The following is a 15685-nucleotide window of genomic DNA, read 5'->3' as shown; positions in this document are numbered from 1 at the left end:
TCCTTCGGCCTGCCTGCCGCTTGCCGCACCTGCGCTCCGGGCCCGCACCGCGGGTCAGAGCGCGAGGAGCTCATCAGTCATGTCGCGGTAGCGGGTCAGCGCGACCCGCAGCTCCTCGGTGCCCGCGCCGTCCTTGCACCCTGAACGAAGCGCCGACCTGCGGCTCTCGATGAGCCGCGCCACGTGCTTGATCGCCTCGTCCAGCACGTCGTCGGCCTCGCGGACCGCGCGCCGCGGATCGTCCACGAAGCCGCCGATCGCGTGGTCCATACGACGCCCGAGCCGGCCTGCCACGTCGGCACCCGGAGCGGTCTCGGTGGCGGACGACGCCGTGGTGTGCGCGGCGGCCGAACCGGCCGCGGCACGCTCGTCGGTGCCGTGGGCCGTACCGGCGGACTTGGCCGCCGCGGACCGCTCGTCGCCGTCCCGGCCCGGGGTGGCGGACTTGGCCGCCTCGGACCGCTCGGCGCCGTCCCGGCCCGTGGTGGCGGACTTGGCCGCCGCCGACTGCTCGCCGTCCCGGCCCGTGGTGGCGGACGTACCCGCCGCAGGCCGCTCGGTGCTCTGGCTCGTGGTGACGGGCCTGCCCGGCTCGCGTTCCACGGCGGGCTGCGTGGCGGTCTTCTGCGGGTCCTTCTGCTGAAGGTCCGCCTGCTCCCGGTCCTTCTGCTCCTGGTCCCGCAACTGCTGGTCCTGCTGCGGGTCGCCGTCCGCGCTCTGGTCCGTCGTCCCAGGAGTCCGGTCCGTCGCGGGACCGGTTCCACCAGAGGTGCGGGGCGTCTCGATCGAGGTGTTCCTCATCGTTCCGACTCCGTCCGGCCGCGCCCTGTGAGCGCGGCAAGTCGCTTGCCGATTACCGGCTTGGATTCGTTGGACGCCTCTTCCGGCGTCGTCTCCGAGGCGGTGTCCGAGGACGTCTCCGATGCCGTGCCCGGCGCTGCTTCGGCCGCCGTGTCCTGTGCGCCCGGTGCGCTGTCACGGGTGCGGCCGTCGCCGTGCAGCAGCCCCTCGAACAGGTTGCGTGCGGCGACCAGCGCCTTGCGCAGGTCCTCGGTGCCGTGCCGCCCGCCGGCGGCTGCGGCGTGCGCCTCTCGGTAGCCGTGCACATGGTGCGGGTGGTGCACCGAGAGGGCGTCCACGTGCTCGGGCGAGTCCGCCGGCGGATATCCCAGTTCGGCGGCCAGCCGGCCGATCAGCTCGTCGGCCTGGCTGATCGCGGCGGCCGGGTCGTCCACGAACTTCGACTGGACCGCGGCCCACTGCGCCGCGTACCGCTCCTGCTCCTGCGCGGGCAGCGCCCGCTGCTCGATACCGCCGTACCGCTTGACGCGTTCGGTCAGCTCACGCCGGGTGGCGCGGGTGTCGCCGTCGTGCAGCGCCAGCGTCCGCTCGTACTCGGGCCCGAATCGCCTCTTGAGCCCGACTCCGCCGGAGCCGCCCTGCATCGCCACCGCCGCGATGATCGCGGCCACGATGACGACCACCGCCACGACGGCGATGATCACTCCTGTGGACATGTCCTGCCTCCCGTCCGTCCCGGTGTCACCGGTTCAGTCGGTCGGCTTGCCCCTGATGGGCGTCCCAAACCCAGGTGCCCGTTATGCGGCTTCCTCACCGACGGCGGGCCTCCCGCGGGGCTTCCGGTCCGGGTGGTCGGTGTCGCCGGCGCACAACTCGATGCTCAACTTCTTGACCAGCGCCGCGAGTTCGCTGTGCGCGGCGGGGTCCCAGTCGCCGAGCAGGCCGGACAGGACGGAGCGCCTCGACTCGGTGAGGCGGTCGGCGAGCGCGCTGCCGGACGCGGTGAGGACCAGCGGGTTGCCCTCCCGTACCGCGTACCCGCCGGACTCGGCCTCGACCGCGGCCGACTCGATGACGTCGGCGGGCACGGTGGTGCGGCGGGCGAGCTCGACGGGGTCGGCCCGGCCGTCGTGGGCGAGCCGCAGCAGCAGCCAGCTGGTGGCGGGCTGGACGTCGACACCGGCCAGCCGGGTGATGCGGGTGTAGAGGTCGCGGCGGGCGTCCCGGCTGCCGAGCAGCGACAGGCAGCGGGCGATCTCGTCGAGCGAGGACCGCTCGACGGGGTTGACGCCGACCGTCTCGCTGGCGTCGGGCACCGTGACGCTGCCGCGCAGCGGCTGCTCCCTGAGCAGCAGGGCCGTCACGAAGCCGACCGCCGCAACCGGGACGGCCCACAGGAAGACCGTGGTGATGGCCTGCGAGTACGCGTGCAGGACGGGCGTCTTGATGACGGCGGGCAGCCCGGCGATGGCCTTGGGGTCGGCCTGCAGCTGACCGGCGTTGAAGCCCGGTGGCACGGGGACGCCGCGCAGCGCGTTCGTCAGCTTGTCGGAGAGCTGGTTGGTGAAGATCGTGCCGAAGACCGAGACGCCGAAGGACGCGCCGATGGAGCGGAAGAAGGTCGCGCCGGAGGTGGCCACACCGAGGTCCTCGTAGCCGACGGCGTTCTGCACCGCGAGCACCAGGACCTGCATCACCAGGCCCAGGCCGAAGCCGAAGATGAAGAAGTAGACGCTCAGCACCCAGGTCGCGGTGTGCTCGTCGAGCGTGTGCAGGAGCAGCAGGCCGACCGCCGTGATGGCGGTACCGACGACCGGGAAGATCTTGTAGCGCCCGGTGCGGCTGATGATCTGCCCGGAGCCGGTGGAAGCCAGCAGCAGGCCGACCACCATCGGGATCATGTGGACGCCCGAGAGCGTCGGCGAGTAGCCGTGCACGACCTGGAGGAAGGTCGGCAGATACGTCATCGCGCCGAACATCGCGAAGCCGATGATGAAGGAGATCACCGAGCACACCACGAAGGTCCGCACCCGGAACAGCCGCGGCGGCAGCACCGGTTCCTGCACGCGGCGCTCGATCAGGACGAAGGCGGCGACCAGGGCGACGCCGACGACCGCGAGGGCGATGATGCCGGGCGAACCCCAGGCCAGGGTGCTGCCGCCGAGCGAGGTGACCAGCACCAGGCAGGTGGCGGCCGCGGCCACCGTCGCCATGCCGAGGTAGTCGATACGGTGCGAGGTGCGGCGCACCGGGATGTGCAGGACGGCGGCGATGACGGCGAGCGCGACGATGCCGATCGGCAGGTTGATGTAGAACACCCAGCGCCAGGAGAGCTGTTCGGTGAACACCCCGCCCAGCAGCGGCCCGAGCACGCTGGCGGCGCCGAAGACGCCGCCGAAGACGCCCTGGTAGCGGCCACGGTCGCGGGGCGGCACGATGTCGCCGACGATCGCCATGGACAGCGCGATCAAGCCGCCGCCGCCCAGGCCCTGGATGGCCCGGAAGGTGATCAACTCGCCCATGCTCTGCGCGACTCCGCACAGCGCGGAGCCGATCAGGAAGATCACGATGACGGTCTGGAACAGCCGCTTCCGGCCGTACATGTCGCCGAGCTTGCCCCACAGCGGGGTGGCCGCGGTCGACGCGAGCAGATAGGCGGTGACCACCCAGGAGAGGTGGTCGATGCCGCCCAGTTCGCTGACGATGGTGGGCAGCGCGGTCGACACGATGGTCTGGTCGAGTGCGGCGAGCAGCAGTCCGAGGGCGAGGGCACCGATCGCGATCCGTACCTGGCGCCGGTCCTGGTGCTCCCCCGGCGCCACGGCGGTGCTGGTGTCCTGCGCCATGAAGCGGCTCCTCGCGTCGCCCCCCGACGGTCGGACTCTCATATTCGCACCGTTTGTGCGGATACGGCCTACGGGAGTGCGCCAGGAGGGAGGAGACCGGGTATGCGGCGGCATGGGGTATCGGCATAATCACTGACACGTCTTTGCGAACGCGCGAACGACGGCGGGAGGGGAACCCAGTGGCGCCGCAGCAGCCGGACCTAACGGCAGGGCCGAACGAGCCCGAGGACACCGGTGTGACCGATGTGACCAGTGAGTACGAAGAGGTCGTCGGCGAGGTCAGGGCCGCGGAGCGCTCGGCCGAGCGGGCCGCCGCTTTCGCGGTGACCGAAGGCTTCCACCCGCTGCGGGTACGCCCCTACGTCGGCGACCCCGACGACGCTTTCGGCGGCGGCTCCGGGACCACCGCCCGGCCGCTGATCATCATGGGCCGCGCGGAGGAAAGTGGCCCGGCGACGCAGGACCTCGGCCTCTTCCCCGCCGCATATGCCGCGATGCAGGCGGCGCAGGAGTATCCGGCCGACGACGAGGCCCACGAGGCGGCTGCCGCCGCGGCGGCGCACGGCCGCCATCGCCGGCGGCGGCGCGGCATCGTGGTGGCCGCGGCGGCCGTCGCCGCGTCGGCGCTGGCCGCGGGCGCGGTCGCCGTGACCGGCTCGGTCATGGGCGAGGAGGCCGGCGGCACCGACCGGGCGCTGCCCGAGCCCGCCTCGGCCGTGCCCGACGTCACCCTTCCCGCGGACGCGGCGCCCGGCGCGGTCACCGAGCCGGTGAAGGTCGCTGCGCCGCACCACCCGATGCGGGCGACGACGACCCCCGCTCCCCGGGTGACGCCGTCGGCGTCCTCGGCCTCGCCCACGACGCCCTCCTCGACGCCGTCCACGTCCGCGCCCGCCACCCCGACGACCTCGGCCCCGCCGACCACCACGCTCCCGCCCCTGCCGACCGGCTCCGCGCCTGCGCCGCCCACCGTCCTGCAGCTCGGGGCGAGCGGCCCCGAGGTCTCCGACCTCCAGCAGCGGCTCACCGCGGTCTGGGTCTACCACGGGCCCGTGGACGGCCGGTACGACTACGGTGTCCAGCGAGCGGTCGCCACCTTCCAGGTCTGGTACGGCGTCCAGGGCGACCCCAAGGGCGTCTACGGCCCCGCCACCCGCACCGCCCTCCTCCGAGCCACCCCCACCCAAAACACTCCGCACCTCGCCCACTGACCTGGGGGGCGCCCACATCTCCCACGCCCCCGCCCCGTGGACGGGCCCGTCACACCCCTGGGTGAGTGCCCCTGAAAAACGCGTCCCCTCCTGCGCAAAGGTCCAGCCCCCTGGCAGGGCCAACACCTGGACGTAGGAAGACAGAGGCCCAAAGGGGCGCGGGGAACTGCGCGCCAAGCCACGACGGTGGGAAAGCCGACCGCCCACCCCAAGGGGCAAGGCCCCAGTTCATGGCACCCCAGTGGAACGTAAGCTCGGCGAGTGCCCCACTTCGGAATCGCCCGGTTTCAGCTGGTCCTGCTGCGCAGAATGGCCGACCACCACCCCGAGTTGGTGGACGACGCGCTCCGCGCGTCAGGGGCGACGCACGCCGAGTTGCGGGAAGCGCACCGCGGATGGCAGGCGCGGCTGCACAGCCGGACGTACCCGGGAGGTGAGCGCGGGTACCGGCTGGCGCTCGGGCCGCCCGAGCGGGAGGTCGGGCGTCAGGTCGGGGACCTGACGTGCCGCGCGCTGATGTGGCCGGTGCCGTTGTGGCCGGACCTGCGGTGGGAGGTGCTGTGCGCACCGGGGGGCGGCGCGGTGTGGAACGAGTGGCTGGTACGCGCCCCCGGCGCCCCGGCGCCCCGGCTGGACCGCGTGGAGGACCTGACGCCGTGGTCGTGTGTCGTGGACGACGTGGCCCGCGCCTTCCCGCCGGCGGCACCGCTGCCGGCGGACGCGCCGAGCCGCGCCCGGCTCGCGGTCACCGCACCCGGCACCGGTGAGCGGGTGGTGGCGCACTTCACCTGGGGTCTTCTGCAGTTCACCGGGCCGTCGTGAGCCCGGGGTGGCGCACCGCCCGAATGTTTTGTATGTTCGAGAAACAAAGTGGTCCCGCCCGCTTACCCTGACCTGCGGGCGGGACCACTGAGTAGACCCCAGCCCAGCCCAGGGAGCCCCATGCCGTCCGTGTTCACCGCCCGCGCCCTGCTGCTCGACATGGACGGGACGCTCGTCGACTCCGACGCCGTGGTGGAGCGCTGCTGGACCCGCTGGGCGATCAGGCAGAACCTGGACCCGGCCGCCGTCCTGCGCGTGGTGCACGGCAGACAGGGCCACGCGACGATGGCCGAACTGCTGCCGAACCGCCCGATGGCGCAGAATTACGCCGAGAACGCGGTGATGCTCGCCGAGGAGACCGCCGACCTCGAAGGCGTCGTCCCGGTCCCCGGCGCCCCCGCTTTCCTGGCCGCGCTGGCCGGCCGGCCGCACGCCCTGGTGACCTCGGCCGGCGAGATGCTCGCCCGGGCCAGGATGGGCGCCGCCGGGCTGCCGCTGCCGCCGGTCATGGTGACCGCGGAACGGGTGGGCGCCAGCAAGCCGGACCCCGAGGGCTTCCTCAAGGGCGCGGCCGAACTGGGCTTCGGGCCCGAGGAGTGCCTGGTCTTCGAGGACGCCGAGGTCGGCATCGCGGCGGCCAGGGCCGCCGGCATGCGGGTGATCGGCGTCGGACCGCGCGCCGCCGCCCACGGTCCGTCGGCCCACGCGCCCTCGCTGGAGGACGTGCGGGTGACGGCCGCGGACGGCCTGCTCACGGTCACGGTCGCCTGAAGCCGAAGCCCGAGCCGGGGCCGCAGGGCCACGACCCGGCCCGGGCCGGCGCTCAGCCGGCGACCGCTTCGTAGAGGCTGAAGGCGGCGAGCACCACCATCACCCCCGCGGCGATCTTCGTGATCAGCGACAGCGGCACCCGCTTCATCAGCATTTTCCCGCCGAAGATGCCGAGCGCGCCGACCGCCCACAGGCCGAGAACCGCGCCGATGCCGACCGAGACCGGGTCGTCGTAGCGGGCGGCGAGGTTGGCGGTCATGATCTGGGTGAGGTCGCCGAACTCGGCGACCAGGATCAGCGTGAAGCCCGCGCCCGCGACCTTCCAGAAGCTCTGGTCGGCGGGCGGCTTGACGGTCTCCTCGCCCTCGTCCTTGTGCAGCAGGAGCATGGCCGCGCCGCCGAGGAAGAGCAGCCCCACCACGCCCTGTACCCAGCGGTGCGGCAGCAGGGTCAGCAGGCTGCCCGCGGCGATGGCGAGCGCGACGTGCACCAGGAAGGCCGCGGCGACGCCGGCGAAGACGTAGGAGGCCCGGTAGCGGGTGCCGAGCATGAGACTGGCGAGTGCCGTCTTGTCGGGGAGTTCGGCCAGGAAGATCACGCCGAAGACGACGACGATGACGGTGAAGCTGAGCACGGGTCGGATTCCTCGATCGGTAGGGGGCTGCCCTGCCGAGAGACACCAGCGGAGAAACGGGGTCGCTTCGGCACGGCAGCGTCGGGACACTGCGGCCGAAGGTCTCGCTGGCCGCGTCACGTTTCCGTATCGCAGCCTCCGGGCGCCGGCCCCGGTCCCATTGCCGCGCCTCTCGGCGCCGCAGGCGGACCCGGGCAGTATGTCGACGGTCCGGCGAAGAGCTACTCCCCTTCTGCTGCCCACCAGTGTACGGGACGTCCGACCTGGGCAGATTGCAGTATCGGCCTTTCACGGCTCCCCAGGGGAGCGGTGACGGCGCCGACGCGGTGGAGGCGCGGCGCGGGCACTTTCCCGGGGGTCGGACCGTTGCCCGGGGAAGTATTCGTGTCGTGACAACGTCGTGATTGTCTCGTACGTCACGCACCCTGACCGGTGCCGTCGGCCCGTGCTGGCGTACGCTGTACGGCTGACGGCGATTGAAGATCCGCTGCCGTCGACGCGAGACCGGCACTGACAGCTCCGCAAGTCCTTGACCAGCACAAACGGACACGGACACGGCACGGATCAAGCTCCGCCAGGCATCGGAAACCTTCTTGCGGTATTGCAGGACCCCGACAGGACCCGACAAAGACACGTGCGACCGCACGGAGGACTGGCGAAGGACGAGGAGGCGCGGTGCTGCAAGGCCTGGGCTCTCTTTTCGAGTGGCCGTGGATCTACGTGCTGGTCGCGGTGTCCGTCCTGCTGGACGTCTTCGTGCCGGTGCTGCCCAGCGGTGTGCTGGTGGTCAGCGCGGCGACCGCGGGGTCCTCGGGCACCAGTGACGGCACCCTCGACGTGCTGGCCCTGCTGGGCTGCGCCGCCGTGGCGTCGTGCCTGGGCGATCTGATCGCCTACCGGGTGGCCTTCCGCGGCGGTGAGTGGTTCGACCGGCGCATCGCGTCCTCGCGGCGGATGTCGGCCGCGCACGACCGGCTCGGCCAGGTGCTGGCGAGCGGCGGCGGCGCCCTGGTGGTGCTCGCCCGCTTCGCTCCCGCCGGCCGCAGCGTGGTCAGCCTCGGCGCCGGTACGGCCCGCCGCAGCCCCCGGGAGTTCCTGCCGTGGTCGGCGCTGGCCGGCGTCTGCTGGGCGACCTACAGCGTGGGCCTGGGCTGGATCGGCGGCGAGTGGCTGGGCGCGAGCTGGCTCGGCACCTTGATGTCCTTCGTGGCCCTGGTGGGTGCGGGCGCCTTCGCCGCCTACGTCTTCCGCCGCGAGCGCCGTACGGCGATCGCCGCGGCCTATGCGGCCGTTCCGCTGACGATCCCGCCGCAGGGCGCCACCGGGACCCCTGACCGCAGCTCGGTCGTCGAAGCGCTCTGACCGCCTGCCCGGCGCCTTCACCGGCCGCCCGCGCGGGGCGGTTTCCCGCAACACTCCCCCGCTGACGTCAAAAGTATTCTCACTCGATACGGCAATAGGCAGCACCCAGCGTCACGACAAGAATGATCCCGTATCACCCCCATACGGGAAGGACATGCACATGTCGGTTGATGCGGGCCAGGACACCGCACTCGGCAATTCGCAGGACGCCCCGCGCACGAGCCTGGATACGGCCGCCGCGCGGAATCTGGCCACGACAACCAAGTCCACACCCCAGATGCAGGGCATCTCGTCCAGGTGGCTGCTCAAGGTGCTGCCCTGGGTGCAGGTCAACGCGGGCACGTACCGCGTCAACCGGCGGCTGAGCTATGCCGTCGGGGACGGGCGGGTGACGTTCGTCAAGACCGGGTCGCAGGTCCGGGTCATTCCGCAGGAGCTGGGAGAGATCGCCGCGCTGCGGTCCTTCGACAACGGGGAGGCGCTGACCGCGCTCGCGGACCGGTTCGTCCAGCGGGAGTTCGCCCCCGGCGAGGTGCTCGCCGAGGCGGGGCAGCCGGCCGACACGGTCTTCCTGATCGCGCACGGCAAGGTCGAGAAGCTCGGCGAGGGGTCGTACGGCGAGCAGAACCGTCTCGGCATCCTGGCCGACGGCGACCACTTCGGCGAGCAGGCGCTGCTCACCGGCGACGGCGAGTGGGGCTTCACCGCCCGCGCGGCCGCCGCCACCACCGTGCTCGCGCTGCCCCGGCAGGCCCTGGAGCAGCTGCTCGGCCAGGTCGCACCGCTGCGCGCGCACCTGGAGGCGGTCCGGGCGATCCCGCACCAGCGGGCCAACAGGCGCGGCGAGGCGAACATCGAGCTCGCCTCGGGCCACAAGGGCGAGGCCGCGCTGCCCGCCACCTACGTCGACTACGAGGTCAAGCCCCGCGAGTACGAACTGAGCGTGGCCCAGACGGTGCTGCGCATCCACAGCCGGGTCGCCGACCTCTACAACGAGCCGATGAACCAGACCGAGCAGCAGCTCAAGCTCACCGTCGAGGCGCTGCGGGAGCGCCAGGAGCACGAGCTGATCAACAACCCGGAGTTCGGGCTGCTCAACAACGCGGAATACGAACAGCGCATCCAGCCGCACGCCGGGCCGCCGCTGCCCGACGACCTCGACGAGCTGATCAGCCGTCGCCGCGGGACCCGCTTCCTGCTGGCCAACCCCCGGACGATCGCGGCCATCGGCCGCGAGTGGACCAGGGCCGGCCTCTACCCCGACCCCGTCGAGTGCCACGGCTCCACCGTGCCCGCCTGGCGCGGCATCCCGATCCTCAGCTGCAACAAGATCCCGGTCTCCGAGGCCCGCACCAGCTCGATCATCGCGATCCGTACCGGCGAGGACAACCAGGGCGTCATCGGGCTCAACCAGACCGGCCTGCCCGACGAGTACGAACCGGGTCTGAACGTGCGCTTCATGGGCGTCGACGAGAAGGCGGTCATCAGCTACCTGGTCAGTACGTACTTCTCGGCCGCCGTCCTGGTCCCCGACGCGCTCGGCGTGCTGGAGAACGTGAACGTGTCCAACTGGCGCTGAGCGCCGTGTGAAACGGAGTGCGGCCCCGCCGCCCGGACCTGACCGGGCGGCGGGGCCGCACTGTGCGCGCCCTGGGATCAGAGCAGTTGGCGGAAGACGTCCGCCGAGACCGCGAGACCGCTGCCGAAGGGCGCGTCCAGGTCCCAGATGAGGAACAGCAGGAAGGCGATGAGCGCGCTGAACAGCCCGGCGAGCAGCAACTCCTTCGCCGACCGCCTGATCTGCAGCGTGAAGATCAGGCCGACCGTCACCAGCGCGCCGGTGATCAGGCCGAACCACACCACCCCCGGCATCGTCGCGCCCGCGCTCTGCCCGCGCTCCGCCCGAGCCGCGTCGGCGGCCGCGACCTCGTCCACCACCGGCTGGTACGCCTGCGCCGCCAGGTCGCTCTTCGGGTCGAACTGCGTGACGTCAGCCCGCAGTTGGTCGAGCAACTGCGCACCCCGCGGCGACAGTTCGCCGTGGTCGCGCATCGTGGACCACTCCTTGTCCGCGACGAAGGCGGCATAGGCGTCGACGTCCGCCCGCACCTTGTCCCTGACCTGGACCGGGTAGACCTGCACCCGGGCCTTGACCTCGTGCAGTGCCTGCGCCTCGGCCAGCACGTCGGCCTGCGCGGCGCCCCTGCCCTCCCACACTCCGGCGATCGCCAGGCCCAGCACGATCGCGTAGATCACCCCGATCATCATGACCATGTACTCGATGACGTCCGGCGTCTCCGTCGGGTCGTCGTCCTCGGCGATCCTGCGCTGCCTGAGGACGACCACGGTGACGACGACCGCGCAGACCGCGACCATCGCGATCAGCAGTACCACCCATTGCGACATCTGAACTCCCCCTCGCGTCCTACCGGTTGTTCCTGCGATACGCCCCTGACCCCGGCTTGAGCACAGCGGCCGCCAGCAGTCCTGGCACCGTCGTGAGCAGCATCGTGGTCGTGAGCTTGCGCCGGTGCGGCTGCGGCGCCGAGGCCGGCACGACCGCCTGCCGCGGCCAGTGCACGACGGCGGGCGGCGCCGGCCTGGGCGTGGGCTTCGGCTTCGTCACGGGTTTCGTCACGGGTTTCGGTACGGGTTTCGGTACGGGTTTCGGTACGGGCTTGGGCGCGGGTTTCGGCGCCGGCGGGGCCACGGCCCGCACCACCGGCTTCGGTTTCGGCTTCGGTTTCGGCGCGGGTTTCGGCGCGGGTTTCGGCGCGGGTTTCGGCGCGGGTTTCGGCGGCGGCTTGGGCACCGGCTTGGGTACGGGTGTCGGCGTCGGCGGCGGCGTCGGCGGCGGCGGCGTCGGTTTCGGCGGCGGGCAGGGCGGGGGCTTGTGGCAGTGCAGCGGATCGGGCCACTTCCAGTCCGGGTGCCACCACCCGCACCAGTGCGCGGGCCGCGGCAGCCGCGGCTTGTGTGGCAGCGGCCAGTACGGCTCGTGCGGCTCGTGGTGCCGGTGCCGCTTGTGGTTCTTGTGCGGAGACACGGGTTCCCCGGTGTCCGGGGGTGGCGGATAGCGGTGGCTCATGGGCAGCGTGACGGACACGGGCATGCGCGGAAGCGCGGGCAGGGTCACGTCTATGGATGTCACGTCTGTGGATACGGGCAGGTGTACGGACACGGGTACGGGCAGGCGTACGGGTCCTGGCGGGTACGGGTGGGCAGGGGCGGCCGCGGCGACGCCGCTCAGCCCCCACGAGCCCACGGCTGCCGTCACCACGGCAAGTGCCGCCCAGGCGCCTGTGCGCTTCCCCCTCGAAGTGGTCACGCGTTCATCGTCAGCACCCCGGCGGTCGACGCGCCCGCAGATGGCCGCCGTTCCCCGAAAGGAGTAACAGGCACGCCAAACAATCGATCATGCGTGCGAGTAATGGCGGGGAGGCCCGGGGAAGGAGAAGAGGGGGTGGGCGTGGACGGTTTCGAACCGCCGACATCCGCCTTGTAAGGGCGGCGCTCTACCACTGAGCTACACGCCCCGGAGACTGCGACGTCACAGGTTACCTCGCCGCGGGGGCAGGTGGGCAAGCGCATCGGGCGACGCGTAAGGGGAGTGAGCGGCAGCCGGACCGGGCCGTGTGTTCGGGGCGACCGGGTGGGAGGATGGAGCCGATGGTGGTGGGCGGCGAGCGCGGGGAGAGAGAGTCACTGTGACGACGGCACGTTCGTGGTGGCGGCGCGGCGACAACCTGCGTGCGGAGGCACAGGCGGCGAAGGACGCCGCCGCGCAGGCCTTCTACGAGCTGGACACCGCCCAGCGCGAGCTGGAGATCTCCATCGAGACGATCTCCGCGGTCGAGCAGTCACCCGAGGCGAGCCGCGCACTGTCCGGCTTCCGGGCGCTCGGCGAGAAGATCGACCAGGTCAGCGCGGCTTACATCGCCACCGTCGACGCCCACGACCTGGACCGGGACGAGTTGGACCACGCGTCGGCCTCCCGGGCGGTCGGCGAGCTGACCCGCGCCAAGGACGACCTGGTCAACACCAGGACGGAGCTGGAGCGCTACCAGTCGACCATGACCGGCCTGCTGAACCGGGCGGAGACCCAGCTGGCGCGGCTCGCTCCGGCCCGCGAGCAGGCCAAGCAGTCGCTGCTGGCCGCGAGCAACGCGCTGGACGCGGTCCGCACCGCCGGTATCGCCGCCGACGACCTCGCGTCCCGCCTCGCGGCACTGGCCCCGGAGCTGACCAAGCTCAACGAGGGCGCCGCCAAGCACGGCGTGAAGGAGACCGTGCAGCGGGCCGACGACATCCGCCGCAAGGCGGACGCGGTGCGGGCCGAGGCCGAGCGCCTGCCGGAGCAGGCCAGGGAGATCGACAAGCGGCTGGTGTCGCTGCGTACCCGCGTCCAGGCGCTCGGCACCCGGGCGGAGGGAGTGGCGCCGGTGCTCAGCGAGCTGCGGCGGCGTTTCTCACTGGCCTGCTGGGAGGATTTGCAGCAGGTGCCCGAGCAGGCGGCGCAGGCCGTACGGCAGGCCGAGACGGCGCTCGCCGAGGCGCGCAGGGCACGGGACGCGCAGCAGTGGGCGCAGGCCACCGCGAAGCTGGCGTCGGTGCGCGCGCTGATGGACGACGTGGACGGTGCGGTGGGCGCCGCCGGCGACCGGCTGCGCCGGCTCAACGAGGTCAGCAAGGACCCGAAGGCCGAGGTCGAGCGGACCCGCTTCGTGATCAGGGACGCCCAGCGGCTGGCGATGCAGGGCCGTACGACCCCGGAGCCGCGGCACGCCAGGCCGCTCGACGAGGCGGTGGCACGGCTGGACCGGGCGCTGGCCGCCCTGGAGGGCCGGCACCCGGACTACTGGGCCTTCCTCACCGAGGCGGCCGCCGTCCGGGAGACGGCGAACCGCGTGGTGTCCAACATCAGGGAGGACCGGGCGGCCGGCCGCGCCTGACCCGCGTCAGCTGCAGCAGCCGCCACCGCAGCAGCCGCCCCCGCCGCCCGCGGGCGCCGGTGCGGGTCCCGCGGAAGCGGCGGGCGACGCGGTGCCGCCCACCGACACGGTCGACAGCAGCTTCACCGTGTCGCCGTGTCCCTGCGGGCAGGGCGCCGGGGCGCTGGACTGCGACATCGGGCGGCGCATTTCGAAGGTGGCGCCACAGGTCTTGCAGCGGTACTCGTAACGAGGCATGGCCTCAGGGTAGCGGGCGCCGCCCGCCGGGCGCCGCGCTGCTGGGCCGGCGGCCCCGACCTATCCTGGAAGCTACGGCGTCCTCGACGAGTCCAGCCCCCGAAGGAGGCGCCCATGAGACTCGACGACCACCTCCCCGCCGACCACCGGCTGAACCAGGTCTACCGCTACGGGGCGGGAGTGATGGGCCTGATCCTTGTCGTCTTCGGCATTCTGGGCCTGCTGAACAACGTGTCGTTCCTGTCCAGGGCCGGCGAGCGGATCGCCGGGCTCAACTCCAACGGCGCGCTCAGCATCATCTCCATCGTGATCGGCGGGCTGCTCTTCATCGGGATGGTCATCGGCGGAAACTTCGCCTCCACGCTGAACATCTGCGTGGGCGTCGCCTTCCTGCTGAGCGGCTTCGTGAACCTGGCACTGCTGGACACCGACAGCAATCTGCTGGCGTTCAAGATGTCGAACGTGCTGTTCAGCTTCGGCGTCGGGTTGCTGCTGCTGTTGTTCGGGCTGTACGGGCGGGTCGCCGGCGGGCTCCCACATGACAACCCGTACTGGCGCAAGCGCCACCCGCAGGAGGCCGCCCGCGAGCGGGAGGCCAGGGAGCACGCGGCGGTGACCACCAGGAGGCCGCCACCCCGCCGCGGACTGCCCCAGCACTGAGATGTCTACGCGAGCCTGCGGGCCAGCGTCAGGCCGTCGGCGACGGTGAGCAGGACGTCGTCGACCCGGTCGTCGGCCCGCACGTGGTCGTTGAAGGCCCGGATGGCGGCGGCGCCGCCGGTGGCCGCGGGATCGGCGACGGCACCGTGGTAGAGGGTGTTGTCGACCACGAGCAGGCCGCCCGGCCTCATCCGCGGGACCAGTTCCTCCCAGTAGTCGACGTAGGACTCCTTGTCGGCGTCGAGGAAGACCAGGTCGATCCAGCGGTCGCCGGGCAGCGCCCGCAGCGTGTCGATGGCCGGGGCGATCCGCAGGTCGATCCGGTCGGCGACGCCCGCGTCCGCCCACGCCTGGCGGCCCACCGCGGTCCACTCCTCGGAGATGTCGCAGGCGATCACCTGCCCGCCTTCGGGCAGCGCCTGCGCCATCGACAGCGTGGACAGGCCGGTGAAGGTGCCCACCTCCACGATCCGGCTCGCGCCGGTCAGCCGGACCAGGAAGGCCAGCAGCGGCGCCTGCTCCTCCGCGGTCTGCATGCCCGCCTGGCCCGCGAGGCGGCGGTGCGTGGTGTCGACCAGCTCGCGCTGGACCTCGTCCAGCGGCGGGTTGTGATCGAGGACGTACTGGTACAGCTCGGGCGTGAGCTGGGGGTTCTTCGTTTCGTACAAGGGTCTGCTCCGATGTGTGGCGCTTAGGGTGACGGGATGCTTGTCGATGACGCGGTCGCCCTGGTGCCCAGCATCCCAGGCCGCCGCGCGCTGCTGGGCCTGGTGGGTGCGCCCGCCGCCGGCAAGTCGACGCTGGCCCGGCGCCTGGTCGCCGGCGTGAACGACCGGCTCGGCGCCGGCACCGCCGCGTACGTGCCGATGGACGGATTCCACCTGTCCAACGCCCAGTTGGACCGGTTGCACCTGCGCGACCGCAAGGGCGCGCCGGAGACCTTCGACGTCGACGGCTACGTGGTCCTGCTGCGGCGCCTGCGGGCGGAGCGCTCCCGCGCGGTGTACGCCCCCGACTTCGACCGGCGGCTCGACGAGCCGGTGGCCGCGGGCCTCGTCGTCCCGGCCGGCACCGCGCTGGTGGTGACCGAGGGTAACTACCTCGCCGACGACGGCCCCGGCTGGGAGCAGGTCCGCGACCTGCTCGACCAGCTCTGGTACGTCGAGACGCCGCGCCGGCTGCGCGAACGCCGGCTTCTGCGGCGGCATATGCGGGGCGGGCGCTCCGAAGTCGAAGCGCGCGCCTTCATCGCGTCCAGCGAACGCGTCAACGCTTCCCGCGTCGAGAGCACCCGCGCCCACTGCACCCGGGTCGTCTCCCCCCGCGACCCCTGAGGCGGGTCACCGGGTCCCCCCTGGATGAGTGCCCCTTGCGGTGCGTTGCCCGCGC

At 72.2% G+C, this 15685-nt stretch carries 16 protein-coding genes and 1 tRNA gene; 8 read left to right on the top strand and 9 right to left on the bottom strand.

Annotated elements, in window-relative coordinates:
- Positions 1-54: 54 nt before the first annotated feature.
- The 3 genes from BUE44_RS05520 to BUE44_RS05510 form a co-directional block, all read right to left on the bottom strand.
- On the bottom strand, positions 55-801 hold the full coding sequence (locus BUE44_RS05520) for a hypothetical protein (protein WP_143172469.1): 747 nt from the start codon (positions 799-801) through the stop codon (positions 55-57).
- Entirely contained in the window at positions 798-1517 is a 720-nt protein-coding gene (locus tag BUE44_RS05515; RefSeq protein ID WP_200804335.1) for a hypothetical protein, read from the bottom strand. The genes BUE44_RS05520 and BUE44_RS05515 overlap by 4 nt, the downstream gene beginning before the upstream one ends.
- A gap of 81 nt (positions 1518-1598) precedes the next feature.
- Positions 1599-3647, bottom strand: coding sequence for an MDR family MFS transporter (locus BUE44_RS05510; protein WP_235001913.1), 2049 nt, complete (start codon positions 3645-3647; stop codon positions 1599-1601).
- Positions 3648-3883: 236 nt separating this feature from the next.
- On the opposite strand from BUE44_RS05510, the gene BUE44_RS05505 reads away from it, so the two are divergent.
- The 3 genes from BUE44_RS05505 (at position 3884) to BUE44_RS05495 (ending at position 6451) form a co-directional block, all read left to right on the top strand.
- Entirely contained in the window at positions 3884-4858 is a 975-nt protein-coding gene (locus tag BUE44_RS05505) for a peptidoglycan-binding domain-containing protein (RefSeq protein ID WP_073494266.1), read from the top strand.
- A gap of 309 nt (positions 4859-5167) precedes the next feature.
- A complete protein-coding gene (locus BUE44_RS05500) occupies positions 5168-5680 on the top strand; it encodes a hypothetical protein (protein ID WP_073494598.1) in 513 nt (170 codons plus the stop codon).
- A gap of 120 nt (positions 5681-5800) precedes the next feature.
- The gene (locus tag BUE44_RS05495) at positions 5801-6451 is read left to right on the top strand and encodes an HAD-IA family hydrolase (protein WP_073494264.1); all 651 of its coding nucleotides are present in this window, start codon (positions 5801-5803) and stop codon (positions 6449-6451) included.
- A gap of 52 nt (positions 6452-6503) precedes the next feature.
- On the opposite strand, the gene BUE44_RS05490 is transcribed toward BUE44_RS05495, so the two are convergent.
- Positions 6504-7085 (bottom strand): TMEM165/GDT1 family protein, encoded by a 582-nt coding sequence (locus tag BUE44_RS05490; RefSeq protein WP_073494261.1) that lies wholly within the window; start codon positions 7083-7085, stop codon positions 6504-6506.
- 675 nt (positions 7086-7760) lie between these two features.
- On the opposite strand from BUE44_RS05490, the gene BUE44_RS05485 reads away from it, so the two are divergent.
- Positions 7761-8447 carry a DedA family protein gene (locus BUE44_RS05485; RefSeq protein WP_073494259.1) on the top strand — a complete coding sequence of 229 codons (687 nt, stop codon included), beginning with the start codon at positions 7761-7763 and terminating at the stop codon, positions 8445-8447.
- A gap of 160 nt (positions 8448-8607) precedes the next feature.
- A complete protein-coding gene (locus BUE44_RS05480) occupies positions 8608-10026 on the top strand; it encodes a family 2B encapsulin nanocompartment shell protein (RefSeq protein ID WP_073494257.1) in 1419 nt (472 codons plus the stop codon).
- A gap of 77 nt (positions 10027-10103) precedes the next feature.
- Here the strand turns inward: BUE44_RS05480 and BUE44_RS05475 are convergent, their stop codons facing one another.
- The 3 genes from BUE44_RS05475 to BUE44_RS05465 all read right to left on the bottom strand — a co-directional run bounded on the left by BUE44_RS05475 (position 10104) and on the right by BUE44_RS05465 (position 11983).
- On the bottom strand, positions 10104-10853 hold the full coding sequence (locus BUE44_RS05475) for a bestrophin-like domain (RefSeq protein ID WP_073494255.1): 750 nt from the start codon (positions 10851-10853) through the stop codon (positions 10104-10106).
- Positions 10829-11383 carry a hypothetical protein gene (locus tag BUE44_RS37370; protein WP_159450231.1) on the bottom strand — a complete coding sequence of 185 codons (555 nt, stop codon included), beginning with the start codon at positions 11381-11383 and terminating at the stop codon, positions 10829-10831. Before BUE44_RS37370 ends, BUE44_RS05475 begins: the two co-directional genes overlap by 25 nt.
- A gap of 528 nt (positions 11384-11911) precedes the next feature.
- Positions 11912-11983: transfer RNA gene (locus BUE44_RS05465), tRNA-Val, on the bottom strand.
- A 171-nt stretch (positions 11984-12154) separates the two neighbouring features.
- Here BUE44_RS05465 and BUE44_RS05460 point away from each other — a divergent pair.
- Complete coding sequence (locus BUE44_RS05460; protein WP_073494252.1) at positions 12155-13399, top strand: coiled-coil domain-containing protein; 1245 nt, start codon at positions 12155-12157, stop codon at positions 13397-13399.
- Positions 13400-13405: 6 nt separating this feature from the next.
- Here BUE44_RS05460 and BUE44_RS05455 read toward each other — a convergent pair whose 3' ends face one another.
- Positions 13406-13636 (bottom strand): FmdB family zinc ribbon protein, encoded by a 231-nt coding sequence (locus tag BUE44_RS05455; protein ID WP_073494250.1) that lies wholly within the window; start codon positions 13634-13636, stop codon positions 13406-13408.
- A 114-nt stretch (positions 13637-13750) separates the two neighbouring features.
- Between BUE44_RS05455 and BUE44_RS05450 the strand changes: the two genes are divergently transcribed.
- Positions 13751-14296 carry a DUF4383 domain-containing protein gene (locus BUE44_RS05450; RefSeq protein WP_073494248.1) on the top strand — a complete coding sequence of 182 codons (546 nt, stop codon included), beginning with the start codon at positions 13751-13753 and terminating at the stop codon, positions 14294-14296.
- A 5-nt stretch (positions 14297-14301) separates the two neighbouring features.
- On the opposite strand, the gene BUE44_RS05445 is transcribed toward BUE44_RS05450, so the two are convergent.
- A complete protein-coding gene (locus BUE44_RS05445; protein WP_073494246.1) occupies positions 14302-14964 on the bottom strand; it encodes an O-methyltransferase in 663 nt (220 codons plus the stop codon).
- A gap of 36 nt (positions 14965-15000) precedes the next feature.
- Here BUE44_RS05445 and BUE44_RS05440 point away from each other — a divergent pair, with 36 nt between their 5' ends.
- Positions 15001-15630, top strand: a complete 630-nt coding sequence (locus tag BUE44_RS05440; protein WP_073494244.1) for a nucleoside/nucleotide kinase family protein — start codon at positions 15001-15003, stop codon at positions 15628-15630.
- Positions 15631-15685: the final 55 nt, after the last annotated feature.

The organism is Actinacidiphila paucisporea, assembly GCF_900142575.1.
Taxonomy (GTDB): domain Bacteria; phylum Actinomycetota; class Actinomycetes; order Streptomycetales; family Streptomycetaceae; genus Actinacidiphila; species Actinacidiphila paucisporea.
This window is presented reverse-complemented; position numbering and strand designations above follow the sequence as displayed.

Excerpts from the sequence above, each read along its gene's own strand:
- BUE44_RS05520 (WP_143172469.1), bottom strand. The coding sequence starts at position 801 with ATGAGGAACACCTCGATCGAGACGCCCCGCACCTCTGGTGGAACCGGT.
- BUE44_RS05515 (WP_200804335.1), bottom strand. The coding sequence starts at position 1,517 with ATGTCCACAGGAGTGATCATCGCCGTCGTGGCGGTGGTCGTCATCGTG.
- BUE44_RS05510 (WP_235001913.1), bottom strand. The coding sequence starts at position 3,647 with ATGGCGCAGGACACCAGCACCGCCGTGGCGCCGGGGGAGCACCAGGAC.
- BUE44_RS05500 (WP_073494598.1), top strand. The coding sequence starts at position 5,168 with ATGGCCGACCACCACCCCGAGTTGGTGGACGACGCGCTCCGCGCGTCA.
- BUE44_RS05495 (WP_073494264.1), top strand. The coding sequence starts at position 5,801 with ATGCCGTCCGTGTTCACCGCCCGCGCCCTGCTGCTCGACATGGACGGG.
- BUE44_RS05480 (WP_073494257.1), top strand. The coding sequence starts at position 8,608 with ATGTCGGTTGATGCGGGCCAGGACACCGCACTCGGCAATTCGCAGGAC.
- BUE44_RS05475 (WP_073494255.1), bottom strand. The coding sequence starts at position 10,853 with ATGTCGCAATGGGTGGTACTGCTGATCGCGATGGTCGCGGTCTGCGCG.
- BUE44_RS05455 (WP_073494250.1), bottom strand. The coding sequence starts at position 13,636 with ATGCCTCGTTACGAGTACCGCTGCAAGACCTGTGGCGCCACCTTCGAA.
- BUE44_RS05450 (WP_073494248.1), top strand. The coding sequence starts at position 13,751 with ATGAGACTCGACGACCACCTCCCCGCCGACCACCGGCTGAACCAGGTC.
- BUE44_RS05440 (WP_073494244.1), top strand. The coding sequence starts at position 15,001 with ATGCTTGTCGATGACGCGGTCGCCCTGGTGCCCAGCATCCCAGGCCGC.